This is a genomic window from Cryobacterium cryoconiti (genome assembly GCF_004403065.1).
In the GTDB taxonomy this organism is placed as follows: Bacteria; Actinomycetota; Actinomycetes; order Actinomycetales; family Microbacteriaceae; genus Cryobacterium; species Cryobacterium cryoconiti.
On the sequence record NZ_SOHA01000034.1, the window covers coordinates 61,695 to 81,546 of the forward strand.

Annotated in this window: 18 protein-coding genes; 10 read left to right on the plus strand and 8 right to left on the minus strand. The window is 68.8% G+C overall.

Annotated elements, in window-relative coordinates; all coding sequences use genetic code 11:
• The first annotated feature begins 26 nt into the window (after nucleotides 1-26).
• Both E3T49_RS10895 and E3T49_RS10900 read left to right on the plus strand, forming a co-directional pair.
• Nucleotides 27-650: a hypothetical protein gene (locus E3T49_RS10895; RefSeq protein ID WP_134424936.1), complete on the plus strand. Its 624-nt coding sequence runs from the start codon at nucleotides 27-29 to the stop codon at nucleotides 648-650.
• Nucleotides 647-1,429, plus strand: coding sequence for a PspA/IM30 family protein (locus E3T49_RS10900; RefSeq protein ID WP_134424937.1), 783 nt, complete (start codon nucleotides 647-649; stop codon nucleotides 1,427-1,429). The genes E3T49_RS10895 and E3T49_RS10900 overlap by 4 nt, the downstream gene beginning before the upstream one ends.
• A 44-nt stretch (nucleotides 1,430-1,473) precedes the next feature.
• Here E3T49_RS10900 and E3T49_RS10905 read toward each other — a convergent pair whose 3' ends face one another.
• From E3T49_RS10905 to E3T49_RS10915, 3 genes are read right to left on the minus strand one after another with little or no spacing between them, the layout of a single operon-like run.
• The gene (locus E3T49_RS10905) at nucleotides 1,474-3,390 is read right to left on the minus strand and encodes a YhgE/Pip family protein (RefSeq protein WP_134424938.1); all 1,917 of its coding nucleotides are present in this window, start codon (nucleotides 3,388-3,390) and stop codon (nucleotides 1,474-1,476) included.
• Complete coding sequence (locus tag E3T49_RS10910) at nucleotides 3,387-6,317, minus strand: MMPL family transporter (protein ID WP_134424939.1); 2,931 nt, start codon at nucleotides 6,315-6,317, stop codon at nucleotides 3,387-3,389. Before E3T49_RS10910 ends, E3T49_RS10905 begins: the two co-directional genes overlap by 4 nt.
• A gap of 5 nt (nucleotides 6,318-6,322) precedes the next feature.
• A complete protein-coding gene (locus E3T49_RS10915; protein ID WP_241972769.1) occupies nucleotides 6,323-6,940 on the minus strand; it encodes a TetR/AcrR family transcriptional regulator in 618 nt (205 codons plus the stop codon).
• Between the two features lie 108 nt (nucleotides 6,941-7,048).
• Here E3T49_RS10915 and E3T49_RS10920 point away from each other — a divergent pair, with 108 nt between their 5' ends.
• Together E3T49_RS10920 and E3T49_RS10925 are read left to right on the plus strand one after the other, a co-directional pair.
• Entirely contained in the window at nucleotides 7,049-7,237 is a 189-nt protein-coding gene (locus E3T49_RS10920) for a hypothetical protein (RefSeq protein ID WP_134424940.1), read from the plus strand.
• Nucleotides 7,238-7,329: 92 nt separating this feature from the next.
• A complete protein-coding gene (locus tag E3T49_RS10925) occupies nucleotides 7,330-7,725 on the plus strand; it encodes a hypothetical protein (protein WP_134424941.1) in 396 nt (131 codons plus the stop codon).
• A 498-nt stretch (nucleotides 7,726-8,223) separates the two neighbouring features.
• On the opposite strand, the gene E3T49_RS10930 is transcribed toward E3T49_RS10925, so the two are convergent.
• The gene (locus tag E3T49_RS10930) at nucleotides 8,224-9,690 is read right to left on the minus strand and encodes a DUF222 domain-containing protein (protein WP_134424942.1); all 1,467 of its coding nucleotides are present in this window, start codon (nucleotides 9,688-9,690) and stop codon (nucleotides 8,224-8,226) included.
• Nucleotides 9,691-10,101: 411 nt separating this feature from the next.
• On the opposite strand from E3T49_RS10930, the gene E3T49_RS10935 reads away from it, so the two are divergent.
• From E3T49_RS10935 to E3T49_RS10960, 6 genes are all read left to right on the plus strand, one after another.
• Nucleotides 10,102-10,794 carry a YdeI/OmpD-associated family protein gene (locus E3T49_RS10935; protein WP_134424943.1) on the plus strand — a complete coding sequence of 231 codons (693 nt, stop codon included), beginning with the start codon at nucleotides 10,102-10,104 and terminating at the stop codon, nucleotides 10,792-10,794.
• Nucleotides 10,795-10,861: 67 nt separating this feature from the next.
• Complete coding sequence (locus E3T49_RS10940) at nucleotides 10,862-11,518, plus strand: biotin transporter BioY (RefSeq protein ID WP_134424944.1); 657 nt, start codon at nucleotides 10,862-10,864, stop codon at nucleotides 11,516-11,518.
• The gene (locus E3T49_RS10945; protein ID WP_134424945.1) at nucleotides 11,515-12,195 is read left to right on the plus strand and encodes an energy-coupling factor ABC transporter ATP-binding protein; all 681 of its coding nucleotides are present in this window, start codon (nucleotides 11,515-11,517) and stop codon (nucleotides 12,193-12,195) included. Before E3T49_RS10940 ends, E3T49_RS10945 begins: the two co-directional genes overlap by 4 nt.
• Before the next feature lie 10 nt (nucleotides 12,196-12,205).
• Complete coding sequence (locus E3T49_RS10950; protein ID WP_134424946.1) at nucleotides 12,206-12,799, plus strand: CbiQ family ECF transporter T component; 594 nt, start codon at nucleotides 12,206-12,208, stop codon at nucleotides 12,797-12,799.
• A 104-nt stretch (nucleotides 12,800-12,903) separates the two neighbouring features.
• Nucleotides 12,904-13,710: an alpha/beta hydrolase gene (locus E3T49_RS10955; protein ID WP_241972770.1), complete on the plus strand. Its 807-nt coding sequence runs from the start codon at nucleotides 12,904-12,906 to the stop codon at nucleotides 13,708-13,710.
• Nucleotides 13,711-13,781: 71 nt separating this feature from the next.
• Nucleotides 13,782-14,243: a flavodoxin family protein gene (locus tag E3T49_RS10960; protein ID WP_134424947.1), complete on the plus strand. Its 462-nt coding sequence runs from the start codon at nucleotides 13,782-13,784 to the stop codon at nucleotides 14,241-14,243.
• A 107-nt stretch (nucleotides 14,244-14,350) separates the two neighbouring features.
• On the opposite strand, the gene E3T49_RS10965 is transcribed toward E3T49_RS10960, so the two are convergent.
• From E3T49_RS10965 to E3T49_RS10980, 4 genes are all read right to left on the minus strand, one after another.
• A complete protein-coding gene (locus E3T49_RS10965) occupies nucleotides 14,351-15,247 on the minus strand; it encodes a glycine betaine ABC transporter substrate-binding protein (protein WP_134424948.1) in 897 nt (298 codons plus the stop codon).
• 84 nt (nucleotides 15,248-15,331) lie between these two features.
• The gene (locus E3T49_RS10970; protein ID WP_134424949.1) at nucleotides 15,332-16,219 is read right to left on the minus strand and encodes an ABC transporter permease; all 888 of its coding nucleotides are present in this window, start codon (nucleotides 16,217-16,219) and stop codon (nucleotides 15,332-15,334) included.
• Nucleotides 16,216-17,484: a quaternary amine ABC transporter ATP-binding protein gene (locus tag E3T49_RS10975; RefSeq protein WP_241972771.1), complete on the minus strand. Its 1,269-nt coding sequence runs from the start codon at nucleotides 17,482-17,484 to the stop codon at nucleotides 16,216-16,218. Before E3T49_RS10975 ends, E3T49_RS10970 begins: the two co-directional genes overlap by 4 nt.
• Before the next feature lie 285 nt (nucleotides 17,485-17,769).
• The gene (locus E3T49_RS10980; RefSeq protein ID WP_134424951.1) at nucleotides 17,770-19,851 is read right to left on the minus strand and encodes a glycosyl hydrolase; all 2,082 of its coding nucleotides are present in this window, start codon (nucleotides 19,849-19,851) and stop codon (nucleotides 17,770-17,772) included.
• Nucleotide 19,852 lies beyond the last annotated feature (1 nt).

Genomic DNA, 19,852 nt, shown 5'->3' on the forward strand with positions numbered 1-19,852 from the left:
AGACCTGTTCGATCAAAGGCGGACCCATGGACCTGAGTTTTCTGCTGAGCTGGGTGTTGATCGCGCTCGCGACCATCAGCCTCGTTGTCTTCGTCTCGTTCTTCCTGGTGGTGCGGGCGGTGTACAAGCGCCTTCGCCGCAGCCGCGCTCTCTCCGGCGCGGTGCTGCGTTCTCGCACCCGCCTCAGCTGGGGCCCACAGCACGAGGTTCTGAAGCTGCAGTTGCGGCTGACGGAATCCCTCGCCAGCGGTCAGGCGGCCGTCGACCTGGCCCGGCAGAGTGCTGGTCCGCTCGGCGAGCTTCCCCGACTCTTTCGTCGGATCCAGAGTGAAGGCGTCAGTGTGCAATCGCAGTTGCGGCTGCTGACGAGCGAGACCGATCCCGTGGCGCTCGCCGAGGCGATCCCGGTGGCGGGCCGCCGCGTCGACCGGGTGACCGGGCTGGTGCGCCGTCTCCGCTCCGCGGTCTCCGCCGGCCTCGGGAACCTCACCGATGACAGCCTGACGACGCTGCACTCTGATGTCGAGCATGAGGTTGCAGCACTCCGAGCCGGAGTCGAGGAGTTGCGCTCCCTCAACGGCCGCGACGATTCACCCCCGGCGCGTCGGCCCGTCCCCGTGCACCACCTCAGTAGGAAGAGTGAATCATGAGCCTCACCTCGCGGCTGCGGGTCATCCTCCGCAGCAAGTCCAACCGCGCTCTAACCCGGATGGAGGACCCTCGCGAGGCGCTTGACGACAGTTATGAGCAGCAGGTGCGGATGCTCCAGCAGGTGCGCCAGGGCCTGGCCGAGGTTGCCACGGCGAAGAAGCGGATCGAACTGCAGGGGCAGGATATGGGTGGTCGCTACCAGCGGCTGGCCGACCAGGCCCAGGAAGCGCTCAACCAGGGCAGGGAAGACCTGGCCCGCACGGCGCTGGAACGCCGCTCGCTCCTCGAGGGCCAGGTGGCCGGGATCCGGGAGCAGTACCTGGCATTGGCACAGCAGCAGGCGCAACTGCAGGACAACGAGCGCCGTCTCGCCGAACGGATCGCCGCCTTCCGCACAGAGAAGGAAACGATGAAGGCCACCTACGCCGCCTCTGAGGCGCGGGTGAAGGCCAACGAGGCCGCGGCCGGGCTCGGCTCCGAGATGACCGACGCCGGTGCCGGCCTGGATCGGGCCAGGGACAGGGTCGCCCAGATGCAGGCCCGCGCTGCCGCCACCGACGAGTTGCTCTCCAGCGGCGCTCTGAACGATGCCACGGCACCGCCCGACGCGGACCTTGAACGGCAGCTATCGGCCGGTGCGACGAAAGCGGATGTCGACCGCCAGCTTCACGCACTGAAGGAGGCCCGTGCCGCCGCCGGGGATCGCACCCCGGGCACCCACGCCCGGGGAGGAAGCGACGGCTGGCTGAGCATCGGCGAGACCCCGACCACCCCCTAGCCCCAGCCCCGCACGGTCGGGGTGAGGCGTTCGGGGCGCAGCACTCAGCCGCGCACCTGCGCCAGCCCGAAGGAGCGGGCGCCGCGCCGCCTCGCGACGGTCGCGTAGGAGGCGAGCACGCTCACCAGCGCGAAGATCACCAGGATGGCCGCGGGCCCTCCGGCGCCGCCGGCGCTGCCGGAGACGATGGCCTGCATGCCCTCCACGGCCCAGGTCAGCGGCAGGTACGGGCTGATCAGCTGGAACGGCGCGGACACCAGCTCGATCGGGTAGAGCCCGCCCACCGCCGTGAGCTGCAATGCGAGCAGCACCAGGGAGACCACGATGCCGACCCGGCCGAAGGCGGCCGTGAGGAAGTGGTGCACCGCCGCGAACACGAAGGCGAGGAACACCGCGAAGGCCAGCGTGGCCGGCAGCAGCGACCACGCCACCCCCAGGGTGCTGTGCAGCAGCAGGACCACGACCGCGGCCTGGGCGGCGGCGATTCCGAACGCGCGACCGAGACTGCGCACTACGAGGCCGCCAGTGGACGCGGTCGATGCCAGGGCGATGGCGGACAGCGGCTTCATGACCAGGAAGATGGCCAGTGCACCGATCCAGAGCCCGATCGGCACGAAGACCATCCCGATCACCGGGCCGATCGACGCGAACGCGTTGTCACGCTCCGCGCTGATGCCCACGGGTTCGGAGACCACCGCCGAGGTCAGGGCCGGGTCGGTGTCGGTGAGCGGGGCCGCACCGTCGGCGCCCTCCTGCAGACCGCTGGCCAGGTCGGCCGCACCCGTTTCGAGCTGGCGGGCGCCCGCGGCGGCATCCGTTGTCCCGGTGGCCAGCTGCGAGAGGCCGGTGGAGATTCCCGCGACCCCGGTGGCGAGGTCGCCGGCCCCGCCGCGCAGCTCGCCGCCGCCGGCCGCGAGCAGGCTCGCACCGGTCGCGCTCTGAGACACACCGTCGAGCACGCCCTGGATGCCGGGACCGGCCTGGCTGATGCCGGGGCTCTGCGCCGCGAGCGCGTCCAGTCCGCCCTGAAGGCGCAGCAGGGCCGGCGCGTAGTCGGCGACCCGGGGGTCGTTCTGCATGGCGGCGTTGAGCTGCCGGAACCCGTCGGCGCTGGCCTGCACCCCGGCGGCGTAGGCCGGCAGACCGGTGGCGAGCGGGGCCAGCCCGGCCGCACCCGTGTTCAGCTGGGTCAGGCCGTCGCTGAGGCCCGTGACGCCCTGCGTGTACTCGGTCACGCCGGAGGAGAATGTGGCGGCGCCGGTCGCGGCCGTCGAGGCCCCGGTGGCCGCGGCGGCCGTGCCGCCGGCCAGCGAATCCAGTCCGGTGGCCACGCCGGAGACCCCGGTCGAAACCTGAGCGGCGCCATCCGCCGCCTGGGTCAGGGACTCCCCCAGCACGGCCAGGTTCGTGTACAGCCCGTTGAGGTACTGCGACGTGATCTCACGGCCGAAGACACCCGACATGGCCGTGCCCACCGACTGCGCCACCGATCCGGCCAGGAACGAGTGCGCGTCATCGGTGCGGATGTCCAGATCCGCCTGCACGGGCGCGGCGCCGCCCAGCGAGGTCACCGATGAGGAGAAGTCTGCCGGGATCGTGAGAACGGCGTAGGCCTCGCCGGAGGCCAGGGCGGCCGCGGCATCCGTGGTGTTGGAGATCGTCCAGTCGAAACCGGTGGCCTCGGATCCGTCACCGGAGGGCTTGGTGAGCTCGGTCACCAGCAGTCGCCCGGCGAGCACCGGTTGCTCGGTGCCGTCGGGGAGGGTTGTGGTGACGATTTCGTCGTTGTTGACGACGATCGCCGGCAGGGTGTCCACGCGCTGGTCAGCGGTCGCCAAGGCGCCGGCGAAGAGGCCGGCCACCGCGAGCGGCACCACGATCAGACCGGCCAGGAGAGCCCCGAAGGTCCATCGGCGCTCCCCGGGCGTGCGGCTGAAGAGTTTCTCGAGCCTGGTGCTCATCGCTGCAGGGCCTTTCGGTCAGAAGGGGCTCCGTCGAGGGAGCGTCGGTCACGGGAGTCGAGGTGGAGGGTCTGCACGGGCCGGTCACCGCGGTAGGCCGGTGCGGTATCCGGGAAGGACGCTGCGCCGAGGATCAGGGTGGTCGATGCCGGGGCGAGGGTCGCCAGCACCTGCGCGAGGTCGCGCCCCGTCGGGTCGACGGGCAACCCCTCGCCCAGGTCGACGATGACGACGCCCGGGTTCTCGGTGAGCGCCGCAGCCACGAGCACGGCGGCGCGATCGAGGGCGGAGAGCGACGACACGGTCGTGCCGGACCGGATCGGGCTGGTCGCCGGAGCGGCCCGGCCGCTGCCGACCGCCACATTCAGGCGTCCGACCCACCCGGAGAGCAAGGAACGACGGGACGCAGCCCGGTACCACGGATGCGCCAGGTCCAGCCGTTCGGCCAGCAACTCCCCCACGGTCAGGCCGTTGTCCCGGCTGTCGCCCACGTCGGCGAGCGCCACCATCCGGAGGGCGCGAGCGCGTTCGGACGGCAGCGGTGCACCCTGCACCTGGAGGCGGCCGAACACCGGGTCAAGCCGGCCGGCCAGTGTGGCGGCGATGACGCGGCGGTGCGTGGCGGAGCCGGTCATCAGGACGACCGTGCCGGAATCGATGGCGAGGTCGAGCGGTCCGAACGGGCTCTCCGGCAGACCGAAGACGGTCCCCTCTGCCGTGATGGCGTGCGTCTGGCCGGTGGCCCACTCCTTGTCGGCCAGGTGCTGGCGCAGACCCTCACCCTCGATGTCGACGTTGGGCAGGATGCGGGAGAGCCATCGCGGCAACCACCAGGCGGCGTCGCCGGCGAGAGCCATTGCGGCCGGGACCAGCGTCATCCGCACCAGGAACGCGTCGAGGAAGACTCCGACGGCGAGGGCGAATGCGATGCCCTTGATCGCCCCGGTGCCCTCGGGCACGAAGGCGAAGAAGACGAAGAACATGATCAGGGCCGCGGCCGTCACCACCCGGGCGGCGTGGGAGAACCCGTGCACGACGGATTCGCGGGCCAGGCCGGTCTTCACGAACTCCTCCCTCATGCCGGAGACGAGGAACACCTCGTAGTCCATCGCGAGGCCGAAGAGCACGGCCATCAGCAGGATGGGCAGGAAGCTCAGGATCGGCCCGGGGGTCTCGACCCCGAGCAGGTCGGAGAACCAGCCCCACTGGAAGATCATCACGGTCGCACCGATCGATGCGGCCACCGACAAAAGGAAGCCGAGGGCCGCCTTGATCGGCACGAAGATCGAGCGGAACACCATGGTCAGCAGGATGATCGAGAGCCCCACCACGATCAGCGCGAATGGCACGAGCGCGTTGCTGAGTCGGTTGGAGATGTCGATCCCCACCGCGGTCGCGCCGGTCACGGCTATGGGGGTGCCCAGGTCGTCGTCGATCGAGGGTGCGAGATCTCGGATGGCCTGCACGAGAGCCTTGGTCTCGGGCGCATTCGGCGCGCTTTCCGGCATGACCTGGATGATGGCGGTGTCGACGGTCGGGTTCGGTGTTCCCTTGCCGACGAACGCGACGTCGGGAAGGGTTCGCAGTTCCGCGCCGATGGTGTCGAGGTCGGCGAAGATATCCGTTGTCTGGGTGATGTCGACGACGACGATGAGCGGACCGTTGTACCCAGGCCCGAAGCCCTCTTCGAGCATGGTGAACGCCTCCCGCTGCGTCGACCCGGCCGGCTCGGACGCCCCGTCGGGCAGGTTCAGGTCGAGGCTGAGCGCCGGGATCGCCAGAGTGCCGAGCACTCCCACCACCAGGAGAACGGCCACGATCGGCGCCCGGAGTACAAGATTCACCCAGCGGTGGCCGAGCGTGGGCCGGCCGGTGTCGGGTCGGGTGGCGCGGCGGTGCGCGCGACTGCCTGCCTTGGGGGTGAGGCGCCCCTTGGCCAGTCCGAGAACGGCGGGGAGTAGTGTGACGGCCACGAAGATCGAGATCAGCACGGCGAAGGCGGCCCCGAGCCCCATCACGCTGAGGAACGGGATTCCGACCACGAGCAGCCCGAGCAGGGCGATGATCACGGTGATCCCGGCGAAGACGACGGCGCTGCCCGCGGTGGCCACGGCCGTGGCCGCCGAGTCGTGCGGTTCGACGCCGTTGGCGAGCTGCGTTCGGTGCCGCGACAGGATGAAGAGCGCGTAGTCGATGCCGACGGCGAGGCCGAGCATCAGGGCGAGCATGGGCGCCGTGCTGGAGACGGGCACGAAGGCGGAGATCACGGTGATGCCGCCGATGGCAACCCCCACCCCGATCAGGGCCATCAGCAGCGGCATCCCGGCGGACACGAGCGAGCCGAAGGTGATCAGCAGAACCACGCCGGCAAAAATCAGGCCGAGCACCTCGGAAACGGTGATGCCGAAGGTGTTGTCCGCGAACACCTGGCCGCCGAAGGCGACCTTCAGGCCCGCGCCCTCGGCGATCTCCCGGGTCCCGGTCACATCGTCGAGGGTCTCCGCGGTGACGTCGGTCGACAGGCCCGACAGCTGCACCTGGCTGAACGCGCTCTCCGTGTCGTCTGAGATGGCGCCTGAGGCGTATTCGTCGAAGGGTGTCAGCACCGAGTCGACGCCGGCAACATCCGCCAGCTCGGCGGCCATGTCGACGATGGCCGTGCGGTAGGGCTCGTCGTTGACGGATGCCCCGTCCGGCGCCGTGTAGACGACCTGCACCGCAGCGCCCGCCGCCTGGGGGAACACCTCCCCGAGCTTGTCGATGGAGTCCTGTGATTCCGTGCCGGGAATCGCGTAGGACTCCTGGGTCTGGCCGCCGAGCGCGACCCCGACGCCGAGGATCCCGACCAGCAGTAGCGCCCAGATGCCGATCACCAGGCCCGCGCGGCGGTAGGCGAAGTGGCCGATTCGGTAGAGGAGGGTTGCCATGGGTGCTACTTCCGGGACGGGGTGGTGCGAACGGTGACGGGGGCAAGCAATTCGGTGACGACGACCAGCAGGGCAGGTCGAATTTCGTCGGCCGGTGCGATCTCCTGGCCGAGGAACGTCATTCCGGCGACGAGTGTGTATGCGGCGCCGCCGAGGGCGATACCGAAACGGATGCGGTCCTCCGTGCTGGCCTCGCCGTGGCAGAGCGTGTCGGACAGACGTACGATCAGCACCCCCGCCCGGTCGATGACGGGAATGCCGCGCAGCGACTGGGACTGATTGATGAACGTGTGCAGCTCGAGTCGGAATTCGAGGATGAAGTCGATGAAGTCGTTGACGAATCGTCGTCGGCTCTCGACGGTTTCCGCTGTGGCCAGGAAGACCTCGAGAATGGCCTCGAGCCGGTCGATGGCCGGGGTCAGAACCTCTTCGAGCAGGGCTTCCTTGGAGGCGAAGTGGTAGAGCACGCTCGACTTCGAGTAGCCCGCCGCGTCGGCGATCTGCTGCAACGAGGTTCCGGCGAAGCCGACCGAGGCGAACTGTTCCAGCGCCGTGGCCCGCAGTTCGACGCTGGCACTCGGACGGGCGTTCGCGGGTGGGGGCACGGATGCGTCAGAAGTCACCCGGCAAACGCTAGCTGACCGATCGGTCAGAGCCTGTCCGATCGGTCAGATTGTCGGGGAATACGCAGCCAGGCGCTATCCGGGTTAGCGTAGGCACCGGAGGTCTACATGCGAAAGTTCGTTTTCAGCAGCGCAATGATCGGCGTTCTCGCCGGTGGATGGAACATCCTGCACGCCACACGGACCGGTCCCCGTGACTGGCGCCTGGCGTTGATGTGGATCGGCTGGATGCTCAGCGCCGCCGTCGCCATCGGAACGGTCATTCAGGATGCCGACGACCGTCAGATCGAGACCTAACTCGACTCTCGCCCGGCGTGTCAGCCGGGTTCGATGCTCGGGCAGCGACACACTGGGAAGTTCACGGGCACGATTGCCGAAAGGGGCTCCGGATGTTTGGTCGTCGACGTCGCGTCGTACCGGTCGCACCGGTCACTCCCCCGCCTGTTCCCGAGCTCAGCGATGCTCAGGTCTTTGAGCTCCTGCACACCCAGATCGCCCGACTGGTCGGCACGCAGGGTCAATGGACCCTCGTTCCCCGCAGCGCCGACGACACGGACGTGATCTTCCACGGTCTCAAGGCGCACCAGATCGCGTCGTCTCTGGCAGCAGTGCTGCGCGCCGAAACCTCTGTGCTGCGCGGCGAGGTCATCGCCGAACCCACGTCCCTGCCCTTCACTCCGGCCCCCATCTCTGTGTGGGCCGAACCGGAGATCGTCATGCCTGCAGTCACGCTGCCGCGCTTCTCCGCCGATTCTTCGAAGGGCCACGCCCGGCTCGTCGCCTGACCTCTGCCGCTCCCTCAACCCGGCGAGCCACCCTCCGGAGGTTCGCCTCCCCGGTGGTCGAGCCTGTCGAGACCCGGCGAGCCACCCGCCCGAGGCTCCCCTCCCCGGTGGTCGAGCCTGTCGAGACCCGGCGAGCCACCCGCCCGAGGCTCCCCTCCCCGGTGGTCGAGCCTGTCGAGACCCGGCGCCGAACCCGCCCGAGGCTCCCACGACGGTGGTCGAGCCTGTCGAGACCCGGTGGTCGAGCCTGTCGAGACCCGGTGGTCGAGCCTGTCGAGACCCGGTGGTCGAGCCTGTCGAGACCCGGCAACCCGCCCTCCAGAGGCTCCCACGACGGTGGTCGAGCCTGTCGAGACCCGGGGCCTGTCGAGACCCGGGGACCCACCCTCCAGAGACTCCCGCGACGGCGGTCGAGCCTGTCGAGACCCGGCAACCCGCCCTCCAGAGACTCCCGCGACGGTGGTCGAGCCTGTCGAGACCAAGGACCAGGACCAGCCCCTAAAGCCCCGCCCGCTTGCTCGGCAGCGCAATCACGGCCTGCTTCGGGTCAACCTCGACGGGTGGTTTGAGCCAGTAGTCGTTTCCGGTGCGGATGATCGTCCAGTGCTGGTTGTGCAGGAGCAGGTGGTGCGGGTGGCAGAGGAGTATTCCGTCGGCAAGGTCGGAGTAGCCGTTTTCGGCGAGCCATTCCTTAATGTGGTGCGCTTCGGTCCACGCGGGTGATCGATCGCAATCGACCCACCGGCAGCCCCCGTCGCGGACCCCCATCGCGGCGCGCTGCGCTTCGGTGAAGAGGCGTTGGTCACGGCCGACGTTGATGATCTGGCCGGTGTCGTCGATGTGGATGCCGCGGGTTCCGGTGTCGCAGAGCAGCCGGTCGATGGTCTCCTGCGAGACCGGGACCGGGACCGGGCTACCCTCGATCTGCCCGTGACCGGCTGCTTCGCGGGTTTCGGTTGCTTCGGCGGCCTCCGGGGTGCCTGGCTGGCCCGGCTTCAGGGCCTTCTCGGTCACGATGACCCGAACCGCGGGGCGGCGCCCGCCGAAGACCCGGCCCTGGTCGGCCTCACCGGCAATCTTCAGCAACTGCACCAGGGCATCGGCGGCGATCTGCTCCGTGGTGCGGGGGTCGTCCTGCACACGTTTCGCCCAGGCGGCCTTCTCTTTGTCGACGAAACGCACCCCGCCACGGCGAGGGCTGGTCACGGAGTCAAACACGGAAAGGACGAATTCGCCGTCTTCGGGAGCGAAGAGCCCGTTCAGGCGCACCTTGCCGTTGCCGAGCCGGCAGACCCGCAGGAACCGATCGTCGTGGGCCTGCTTCTCGCGGGCGGCGATGCCGGCCTCGTCGAGCTGGTCGCGCAGGCGCCGTGCGAGTTTGAAGACCTGGTCGACATTCAGTGACGCGGCCTCGACGAGGAGGGATTCGAGGGCGGTACCGAGCCTCTCGGCGGTGACCGCCGCGTCGAGCTGGCCCAAACCCGCGCGGATCGACTCGGCCGCATCGACCGAGAGGGTGCCGTCGGTGACCGCCCGTGCGATCGGCGCCTGCCACGGCACCTTCGCCACGAAAGCGGCGACGAGACCGGGATCGCCGTCGGGTGCGTCCACGGCAGCCTCGACCAGTTTCTCCGCCGCCTCGGCATCGGCCATCATCGTGCCGACCGCAACGAGCTTGAACGCGTCGTTCTTGGTTGAGCCGGTCACCGTCTGGATCAGCGCCTCGGGCGAGAGGAAGCCTTGTTGGGCGGCGAGACCGGAGTGGCCGAGCTCGGGCCGGGAGCGACGGGCGATGATTGCGGCCATCCACGCGGACCGGGTGTCGAGGAGCCGCCGGGCTGCCGCGATCTGCCTCTGACCGGCCAGCACTTCGGCATCGGCGAGTGCCTCATAGTCGGCGCAGGACGAGCCCAGGCGAGCGACGGCATCCGTCGCCGTTCTGAGGTCGTCTGCGGTGGTGGTCATGCGTCGAGAATACCAGAGTTAGTAGGTGTAGTCGAGAGTCTATCACCAAAATTTAAACGAATATCGAAGTCGTGTTCTACGAGGTCTCGACAAGCTCGACCACCGAAGGAGGGCCGCCGGGTCTCGACAAGCTCGACCACCGAAGGAGGGCCGCCGGGTCTCGACAAGCTCGACCACCGAAGGCGGGCCGCCGGTCTCGACAAGCTCGACCACCGAAGGCGGGCCGCCGGGTCTCGACAAGCTCGACCACCGAAGGAGGGCCGCCAGGTCTCGACAAGCTCGACCACCGAAGGAGGGCCGCCGGGTCTCGACAGGCTCGATCACCGGAGGAGGGCCGTCGAAGGCTGCGAACCCCCGCGGCGGCGCAGGGCGGCGGTTGCCCCGGCGGCGAGGACCCCTACTATGGGCGCCATGGTCGCCCATTCCGACAAACCAGTACTGCTGTTCGCCACCACGGCGGAGTGGGCGGCGTGGCTGGAAAGCAATCTCAGGCACGACGGCATCCGGTTGCAGCTGCGCAAGAAGAACTCATCCGCGCCGGGGATCACCTATCCGGAGGCGCTCGAAGTGGCCCTGTGCTTCGGCTGGATCGACGGGCAGTCGGGCGCCCTCGACGCCGACTATTTCCTGCAGGGATTCACCCCGCGGCGGGCCCGGAGCCTGTGGTCCCAGCGCAACCGGGATTCGGCCCTAACCCTCATCGCCGAGGGGCGGATGCAGCCGGCCGGGTTGGCGGAGGTCGACCGCGCGAAGGCCGACGGCCGCTGGGAGGCGGCATACAGCCAGAAGGAGAGTCCCGTTCCCGATGACCTCCAGGCCGCCCTCGATGCCAACCCGGCTGCCGCAGAATTCTTCCGGACGCTCACAGCCCAGAACCGGTTCGCGATCCTGTTCCGCCTCGGCAGTGTGAAACGGCCGAAGACTCGCGCCGCGAAGATTACGACCTACATCGACATGCTTGCGCGCGGGGAGACGCTCTACCCGCAGAAACCCCGGCCAGCGGCCACCCCGACCTCGGCCGAGGGCGGGAATGGGAATGGGAATGGGAATGGGAATGGGAATGGGAACGGGGACGGAGACGGGGACGGAGACGGGCCGCTATAGAGTTCAGCAGCATTCTTTGTAGGTCTTCTTCGGGATCGGGGTGCCGCCGAATCCTAGATTGAAGGACATGACTGCCAGCACCCACCCTGCCCGCACCCCCGCCCCCCGCATCCTGAGCGTTCGAGACTTGGCGCAGATCGCCATCTTCGCCGCCCTCATCGCCGCGCTCGGCCTGCCCGGCGCCCTGAGCATCGGGGCCGTCGCCGTGCCGATCACCTTCCAGACCCTCGGGGTGATGCTGGCCGGTGCCGTACTCGGGGCGCGCAAGGGTTTCTTCGCCGTGCTGCTTCTGCTCGCCCTCGCTGCGGCGGGTCTGCCCCTGCTGTCCGGAGGGCGGGGCGGCATTGTCTGGTTCACCACCTCGCCGTCCGCCGGCTACCTCTACGGCTGGCTGCTCGGCGCCCTGGTCATCGGCTACCTGACCGGGCGGCTCCTCCCCCGGTACCGGCTCTGGGCGGCGCTTTGCGCCACCGCCCTCGGCGGCGTCGTCGTGATCTACCTGATCGGTGTGCCCTTCACCGCGATCAATCTGGGTCTGCCGATCTGGGTCGCGCTCGTCGACGCCGCCAAGTTCCTGCCCGGCGACCTGGTCAAGGTGGTCGTGACCGTGCTGGTGGCCCGGCAGGTGCACAAGGCCTACCCGGGACTGATCCCCACCCGACGTCACACCGCCGGCGCCGCCCCCGCCGATGCGACCGCCGGAGCAGTCACCACCACGCCATGAGCACGATCGACTTCGATGACGTCTCGCATGCCTTCGGCGAACGGATGGTGCTGCGAGGCATCCGTCTGAGTCTCACCGAACAGCGCATCGGCATCGTCGGGGCGAACGGCTCGGGCAAGTCCACCCTGGTGCGCCTGATCAACGGCCTGATCACGCCCGACACGGGCACCGTGACCGTCGGCGGCCTCGACGTGGCCCGGCACACCAAGGCGGTGCGCCGGCAGGTCGGGTTCATCTTCACCAACCCGGACAATCAGATCGTGATGCCCACCGTCGCCGAAGACGTGGCCTTCACTCTGCGCCGGCGAGGGCTCACTCCGCTCGAGATCGCGACCCGCACCCAGGCCGCGCTCGAGCGTTTCGGGCTCGACCAGCACGCCGACCATCCGGCCCACCGGCTGTCGGGCGGCCAGAAGCAGCTGCTTGCCCTGGCGGCGGTGCTCGTGGCGGAGCCGGCAATCGTGGTGGCCGACGAACCGACCACGCTGCTCGACGCCCGCAACGCCCGGCGCATCACCGAACTCCTGCTCGGCCTGAGCCAGCAGGTCATCGTGGTCACCCACCAGCTCGACCTGCTCGCCGACTTCGACCGGGTGATCGTGATCGAGGACGGCCGGGTGGTTGCCGACGATGCACCGGATGCCGCGCTCGGCGCCTACAGTCAGCTGCTGGCATGAACGGGCCCGCATGATCGGTCTCTACTACCCCGGCCACTCGCTGGTGCACCGTGCGCCGATGCTGCTCAAGCTCGTGCTGCTCTCCCTCGCGGTGCTGGGCGTCGGGTTGGTGGGCGAGCTCTGGCAGCTCGGCCTGTGCCTGGTCTTTGTTGGGGCACTGTTCCTGGTGGCGCGCGTTCCCCTCCGCGCGGCCTGGAAGCAGATCGGGCCGATCCTGTGGATCCTGGTGATCGCTGTGCCGCTGCAGGCGTTGTTCGCCGGCTGGACCACGGCCGGCCTGATGGCGGGTCGGCTCCTGATCGCCGTGGCCCTGGCGGCACTGTTCACGTTGACGACCACGGTCACCGCCGTGCTCGAGGGATTCCAGAAGCTGCTCCGGCCGCTGCGGCGCTGGGTCGACGCCGACCGCGTCGGCCTGCTCCTCGCCCTCACCCTGCGCTGCATCCCCCTCGTCGCCGAGATCGTGGCCGAGGTCATCGAGGCGCGCCGGGCACGAGGCACCCAGGGGTCCCTGCTCGCCCTGGCGGTGCCGGTGGTCGTCCGCTCGCTCTACGCGGCGGATGCGATCGGCGAGGCCCTGGCCGCCCGCGGCCTCGACGACTGAATTCCGTCCACGGGCTAGGGACGACTGAATTCCGTCCACGGGCTAGGTTGGAGGAGAGCGGCAGATTCGGCCGCACCGACCACGAACCTGAAGAGCGCAGTGCGATGAACGTCAGCCCGATGAACCGACCGGCCACCCTCCCCCCGGCGCGGCGCCCCGGGCGGCTGCAACGCGGCATCCGTGCCGGCGGTTGGTGGAGCCTGACCGCGTTCGCGCTCGTCGTGATCGTGTTCCTGGCCTGGGCGAACACGGTGCGCGTCGCCGACCGGGCTGCGGCCGATCAGGTGTTCGCCAACCCGAACGTGAGCGTCACCGACACGCCCACGGCCGTCATCCTCGCGCCCGTCGACGACACGGTCGGGGCCGAAGACACCGGGCTGGTCTTCATTCCCGGCGCTCGCGTCGACCCCTACGCCTACCTCTACAAGCTTGCCGGCACGGTCGAACGCACCGGGGTGACCGTCGCGATCGCCAAGCCGGTGCTCAACCTCGCCATCCTGGACCAGCGCCCGCTGTCCACCTTCACCGGCGCCGTCCCCGACGTCTCGACCTGGTTCGTGGGCGGCCACTCGATCGGCGGCGTGCGGGCCTGCATGCTGGCGGACGACCCCGCGGTCGCCGGGCTGGTGCTGTTCGGCAGCTACTGCGCGGCCCCACCGCAACGCTCCGACCTGAGGGTGCTCAGCATCAGCGGCAGCGCCGACGGACTGAGCACCCCGGAAGATATCGCCGACAGCGCCGACCTTCTCCCCTCGGACACCCGTTTCGTCGAAATCGAGGGCGCCAACCACGCACGGTTCGGCGACTACGGCGTGGAGAACGGTGACGGCGTGGCCACCGCGTCGACGGATGTCGTGGCCGCCGAAATCAGCCGCGAACTCGCGGAATTCCTGACGGAGCGCACCCCGTAGCCGACGGCCTTGCCCGGCCTGCGGTGGCGGAGCACACTGAACCGGTCAGCACCCGATCAGTGGAGGACGGCGTGAGCATCCTGGTCATCTTTGATGTGAACTCCGACACCGCTGTGCTGTCCAGCACCACAGAGTCCGTTGCCGAGACCGTTGCCGTCGAACTCGGCGAGGGCACGAGCGCGGTTCCGGTCGCGGGGTTGGGCCCAGACAGTCTGACCGGCGTGAAGCTGCTCGTGGTCGGCAGCCCGGTCGCCGGCTGGCGCTCCCCGCCCCGACTGCAGGCCTTCCTCGCCCAACTCCGCCCCGGCACGCTGAGGGGCGTTCGGGCCGCCGCCTTCGACACCCGGGCGCGCCGGTCGCTTCACGGCAATTCTGCAGGCCGTATGTCCCGCGCGCTGGAGAAGGCCGGAGCCCATGTCGTGGCGCCACCGACGGGGTTCAAGGTCGACAAACGCGCCGGTGCCCTGGCGCCGGGCGAGGACACCCGGGTCGCAGCCTGGGCCGGCCTGATCGCATCCGCTCTGCGTCGGTGACAGACAACGTCCCGGTAACTGTCATCGACCGGAAAAAGAGAGAAGGACCCAGGTCGTGGTGACCTGAGCCCTTCTGATCCGGCTCATACGGAGCGCGGGTTGCCGTGTTACTTGCTGGTCAGCGAGTCCACGTACTCCTGGTTCTCGGAGATCCACTTCGCCACGATCGGCTCATAGTCCTGGCCGTCGTAGTCGACGAACATGGCCTTCTCGAGCGTGTACAGCTTGTCGAGGTCCATCTCGAATCCCTTGATCCACTCGGTGGCCTGCGGGAAGTCCTTCGCGAAGTCGGCCTTCGCGTAGCTGTGCAGGGCCTCGGTGTTGTCGAGGGTGCCCTCAGGGTCTTCGAGCGTCTTGATCGGCAGGGAGCCGTAGGCCCAGTGCGGTTCCCACAGGGTGACGACGATGTTCTCTCCGGCCTTCGTGGCGGCGGTCAGCTCGGTGAGCATGGCGGCGGTCGAGGAGGTCAGGTATTCCATGTCCTCGAGGCCGTAGGTGGGGATGACCCGGTCGGTGGTGGCCAGGGTCAGTCCGGCGCCGGGCTCGATGCCGACGATGGTGTTGTTGAACTTGTCCGCGTTGGCGGCGAGGTCGGCGAGGGAGTCGATCGGGGCATCCTCGTTGACCGCGATGGTCAACCGGGATTCCTCGTTCCACGCGCCGAGGTCGACGATGTCATCGCCGTACTCCTTCACGTAGGCGGCGTGGGTCTCCGGCATCCAGACATCCATATTCAGGTCGTAGTCGCCGCTGGAGAGACCCGAGTAGACGGGGGCGACGTCGGCGTATTCCAACTCGGCGTTGTAGCCCTTTTCGTCGAGGATGGCCTTCCACAGTTCGGAGACCGCGACGCCCTCGTCCCAGCCGTTGAACACAGCGATGGTGATGTCTTTCTGGTCCTTGTTGCCGTCGCCGACGACGGCGGCCTCGGCGGAGGCGCAGCCGCTGAGAGCGAGGAGCCCGACAGCTCCGAGGGCGATGAGGGACAGTGATCGGTTCTTCATGTATTTCCTTTCGTGTCACCCTCGCGGGCGACCGGGGTCAAGCAGAGAATCAGGTGATTCGGCAGGTCAGTGTGTGGGTGCGGTTCATGCGGCCAGCGCCTGCTGGGCGCGGCGCTTGCGGGCCGTCAGGATGCGGCCGACCGGAGTGTCGCCGGTGCCCAGCGCCGCCGTGAGGCGGTCGAGGAAGATGGCGAGGATCACGACGGCCAGACCGGCTTCGAAACCGAGCGACACGTCGATGCGGTTCAGGCTGGCGACCACCTGGGCGCCCAGGCCGCCGGCGCCGACCATGCCAGCGATGACGACCATCGACAGCGAGAGCATGATGACCTGGTTGACGCCGGCCATGATGGTGGGCATCGCCAGCGGCAACTGGATCTGGCGCAGGATGCGCCACGGCGAGGCGCCGAAGGCCGCTCCGGCCTCGACGACCTCGTGGTCGACACCGCGGATGCCCAGCTCAGTCAGGCGCACACCGGGAGCCATCGCGAAGATGATCGTGGCCACGATGCCGGGCACGACGCCCACGCGGAACAGGATCAGCGCGGGAATCAGGTAGACGAAGGCCGGCATGGTCTGCATGAAATCGAGGATCGGGCGGATGATGCCCGACGCCACGCTGGACTTCGCAGCCAGGATGCCGAGCGGCACGCTGAACGCGATCGCGAGCAGGCTGGCGACGAGCACGAGAGCGAGGGTGTCCATCGCGTTCTCCCACTGGTCGACGCCCACGATCACGAGCAGTCCCACGATGGAGCCGGCCATGAACTTCCAGCCGCGGGTGGCCAGGGCCAGCCCCGCCGCGAGCAGCACGATCACCCAGAAGGGCGGTGAGACCAGCAGCAGGTCGACGAACTCGTACGCGCCGTCGAAGACCACCTTGATGAAGCCGAAGAAGAAGCCGAAGGTCTCGGTGACGTAGTCGATGAACCCCTCGACGAGGGTGCCCAGGGGAAGTCGGAAGTCGTTCACAGGTCGGCTCCTTCCAGAGCGGTGTCGCGGAGTGTCTCGGTGATCACGCTGATGGAGATCGTCGCCGGGGGCTCGATCACGGGCAGGTCGCCCGTGTTCGTGCTCACGTTGCCGAGTGCGGCCAGCAGGGTCACCCGCGGGATGACGCCGAGCAGCCGGTTCTTCTCATCGACCACGGCGATGGCCAGGTCGCTGCCGACCGACGGTTCGACCAGGTCGACCAGAGGGGTGTCCGGGCTGACGGAGATCGCATCCGTGCGCACGATGGCGCGGAGGTCGGTCTCACCGGCCTTGACCTGCCCCAGCACGTCGCGGTCACGAACCACACCCGCGAAGCTGCGGTCGCGGTTCAGCACGAACGTGGCGGAGGTCTGCAGGTCCCGCATGGTGCGAAGCGCCGCACGGGGGCCGCCGGTGATCGTCACAACGGACCGAACAGGCTCCATCACGCTGGCCGCGGTCAGCACCCGGGCGCGGTCGACATCCTGCACGAACTGGGCGACGTAGTCGTTGGCCGGGTCGGTCAGGATCTCCTCGGGCGTGCCGATCTGCACGATCCTGCCGTCGCGCATGACGGCGATGCGGTCGCCGAGGAACATGGCCTCGTTGAGGTCGTGGGTGATGAAGATGATGGTCTTGCCCAGCTCAGCCTGCAGCTCGATCAGCTGTTCCTGCATTTCGCGGCGGATCAGCGGATCGAGGGCGGAGAAGGCCTCGTCCATCAGGAGAACGTCGGTGTCGGCGGCAAGGGCTCGGCCGAGGCCGACGCGCTGCTGCATTCCGCCGGACAGCTCCGAGGGCAGGCTGTCAGCCCAGCCGTCGAGCCCCACCAGGCGGATGATCGTGCGCGCCCTGGCCAGTCGCTCCTCGCGGCCGATCCCCTGCACCTCGAGACCGTAGGCGACGTTGTCGATCACCGTGCGGTGCGGCAGCAGCGCGAAATGCTGGAAGACCATGGAGATGTTCTTGCGGCGCACCTCACGCAGCGCTGCTGCGGAGATGCCGGTGATCGACTGGCCTGCCACGGTCACGGTGCCGGACGTGGCGTCCAGGAGCCCGTTGAGCATGCGGATCAGGGTGGACTTGCCCGAACCGGACAGCCCCATCACGACGAAGATCTCGCCGCGGCGCACCTCGAAGGAGGCGTCGATGACGGCGGCGGTACCCAGCGAGGACACCGCGTCGCGGCTTGCCCCAGCCTTCAGTTTCTTGACGACCTCGTGCGGGCGACGCCCGAACGCTTTGTACAGTCGATCTGCCTTCACGGCAATAGTTTCGGTCACGGATTCTCCCGGTGCACACCGGGCGGGGCCGAATCACGGCCGACGAAACGGATGCACGCTGTGTCGGACGGGTAGGCCGTGACCGGCCTCGACGCGATGGACAGCGTGGGCTGGGGCGATCATTGGGATCGCTTCCGTCAGGGCCTCACCATACGAGGCGGCCGGTCCCGATAGGGTCGTCGGCTGCACATTCGCGTCCTGGTGAAGGGTCGTAAGACCAGCTCCAACGGTAACACAGGGGGCTTTTGCGTCGAAGAATCTTCGATGTCAGGGCTTCTGGTGCGCCAGAATCCACGCCAGCAGGTAGGACCGGCTGTTGCCGTCATCGATGCGCTCATCGGGCAGCGCAATGGCGAGGTCGAGGGCCGCGGCAGCGGATTCCGGCCCGGCCAGCACCGAGTACATCAGCAGATAGTCCCCGAAAAGCACGTCGTAGCCATCGGGTGCCGAGTCGGCCAGGTTGACCCGCACCCGGGCCGGATCGACGCCCAGATAGTCGGCAACCGGGCTCATCGGCAGCACCACGATGCCCAGCATGGCGCTCGGCTCGGCACTGAACCAGGTGGCGTAGTCGCGTTTGCCACCCCAGACCAACGAGGTGATGGTGTGTTCGAAGGCACTCTGACTGACCGGGTCGAGAGGGAAGTCGGTCCAGTAGGCGCGGGCGGATGCAGCCTCGGCCGACAGCATCCACCCGGCGTCGGCCGCGAGGCCGGGCTGGTTGCTCGCCGCGGCCCAGAGGGCCAGGCCGTTCCACGCGGTCACGGCCTCTGAACTTGATTCTTGGTTGTTGCCGTCGCCGAACGGGGCTGTTCCGCCCGCCCAGGAGTGGCCGGAGTAGGCGTCGAAGACGCGGCGCACGGGGAAGTAGCGGCTCGGCGCGCTGGTGGCCACGTCGGCTGCAAGCAGGTTGAGCACCGGCGCCCAGCGCTCGGCCAGCGCGGGGTCGCTGGCAGCCACGACCCCCGCGGCGTAGAGGAAGTATCCGTAGTGGAAATGGTGGTCGTTGAACTCATCGGAGCCGAAGGAGGGCGTCAGCCCCACAACGCCGGATGCCTCGGGGTCGTAGACGAAACAGCGCTGGTCGCGCTGGAGGCATCCGCCCGGCTCGGTCCATTCGGTGAGGGCGTCGACGAGTCGGCCGCGGATCTCGGCGGCGGCGTCGTCGGCCCCGACCTGCTCGGCGATACTGAGCAGATTGGCGGCCCGGAACAGGGACTTTCCACCGAAGTAGGTGTCGGCGGCGAAGCCGGGTGATGCCGCGATGTCCTCCTCCACCTGCTTGGCCAGGCGAACCCGCCAGGTCTCGTCGACGCCCGAGAGGTCGAGTGATCCCTTCGGCGTCACCTCGTCGACCGACCAGTCCAGGTTGGCACCGGCGCAGACGCGAAGTTCGCCGAAGATGCTGGGGTACGTTCCCGCGTCGCACCGGCTCGCGGACTGCCCGGACTGGTGCGGCATGGCCACCGCGAGCGTGTCGCCGCCGTCCGCGGTTTGGTAGGAGAGCCGGGTGCGGGCCCGGCCATCGGCGAGCTCGTAGGCGACATCCGTGGCGGTGATCGGATGCCCGGCCGCGGCGACGAAGTCGGCGAGCGCCCCACCCTCGGCGAGCGCAAACCAGGTAGCAACCTGATCGGTTTGCAGAGTGAGCGCGGTTCCCGCCGGATCCAGCACTCCCCCGCTGACCAGTCCGTAGGTGCTGCCGGCGATCGTCGCGGTCCACGCGCGGCCCGCCCCGGCGGCGGCGGCGAACGAGGTTCCCAACGAGACGACAGTGGGCTGCTCCGCCGTGAAGGTGACGAAAGGCGAGCCCCGGGCGATCACGGTGCGCCCGAGGTCTGTGCCGTTTCGGCGGGCCGTGATGGTGACAGACGCCTCGTCATAGGCGGTCACGGTCTGCGTGTCGGCACCCAGGTCCGCAGCAATGTGCCCGGTGAAGCCGCCCGCGATCAGCTTGGCGGATGTTGTGACGGTCGGCACACCGAACGCGAATCCGCCCGCATCCAGCCGGAACGACAATGGCAGCGGGAAGACGGGCATCGACGGCTGCCCGTAGACGAGGCCCGAGAACCAGCGGTTCGTCGGTGGGATCAGCCCCGGTGCCAGGCGGGCCGCAGGCAGCGGCTTCAGCGTGCGCTGCGGTACGGCGCCGACAAGTGGCCCGATTGCCACGTCGCTGCTCACAACCTCCGTGCTGCCCGCCTCCGCACCACTGCCCTCCGCGTTCGACGTGCGGGCACCGGGCGGCGGGCCAGACGGGCCCGCCGCCGGTTCACAACCGGTCAGCAGCAGCACACTCACCAGCAGCGCCGTCAGCAGGGTGGTCGCCCGACGGATGAGACGATGCATC

Coding starts and splice junctions, on each gene's coding strand:
- E3T49_RS10895 (WP_134424936.1), top strand. CDS start 27: ATGGACCTGAGTTTTCTGCTGAGCTGGGTGTTGATCGCGCTCGCGACC.
- E3T49_RS10900 (WP_134424937.1), top strand. CDS start 647: ATGAGCCTCACCTCGCGGCTGCGGGTCATCCTCCGCAGCAAGTCCAAC.
- E3T49_RS10905 (WP_134424938.1), bottom strand. CDS start 3,390: ATGAGCACCAGGCTCGAGAAACTCTTCAGCCGCACGCCCGGGGAGCGC.
- E3T49_RS10910 (WP_134424939.1), bottom strand. CDS start 6,317: ATGGCAACCCTCCTCTACCGAATCGGCCACTTCGCCTACCGCCGCGCG.
- E3T49_RS10920 (WP_134424940.1), top strand. CDS start 7,049: ATGCGAAAGTTCGTTTTCAGCAGCGCAATGATCGGCGTTCTCGCCGGT.
- E3T49_RS10925 (WP_134424941.1), top strand. CDS start 7,330: ATGTTTGGTCGTCGACGTCGCGTCGTACCGGTCGCACCGGTCACTCCC.
- E3T49_RS10930 (WP_134424942.1), bottom strand. CDS start 9,690: ATGACCACCACCGCAGACGACCTCAGAACGGCGACGGATGCCGTCGCT.
- E3T49_RS10935 (WP_134424943.1), top strand. CDS start 10,102: ATGGTCGCCCATTCCGACAAACCAGTACTGCTGTTCGCCACCACGGCG.
- E3T49_RS10940 (WP_134424944.1), top strand. CDS start 10,862: ATGACTGCCAGCACCCACCCTGCCCGCACCCCCGCCCCCCGCATCCTG.
- E3T49_RS10945 (WP_134424945.1), top strand. CDS start 11,515: ATGAGCACGATCGACTTCGATGACGTCTCGCATGCCTTCGGCGAACGG.
- E3T49_RS10950 (WP_134424946.1), top strand. CDS start 12,206: ATGATCGGTCTCTACTACCCCGGCCACTCGCTGGTGCACCGTGCGCCG.
- E3T49_RS10955 (WP_241972770.1), top strand. CDS start 12,904: ATGAACGTCAGCCCGATGAACCGACCGGCCACCCTCCCCCCGGCGCGG.
- E3T49_RS10965 (WP_134424948.1), bottom strand. CDS start 15,247: ATGAAGAACCGATCACTGTCCCTCATCGCCCTCGGAGCTGTCGGGCTC.
- E3T49_RS10980 (WP_134424951.1), bottom strand. CDS start 19,851: ATGCATCGTCTCATCCGTCGGGCGACCACCCTGCTGACGGCGCTGCTG.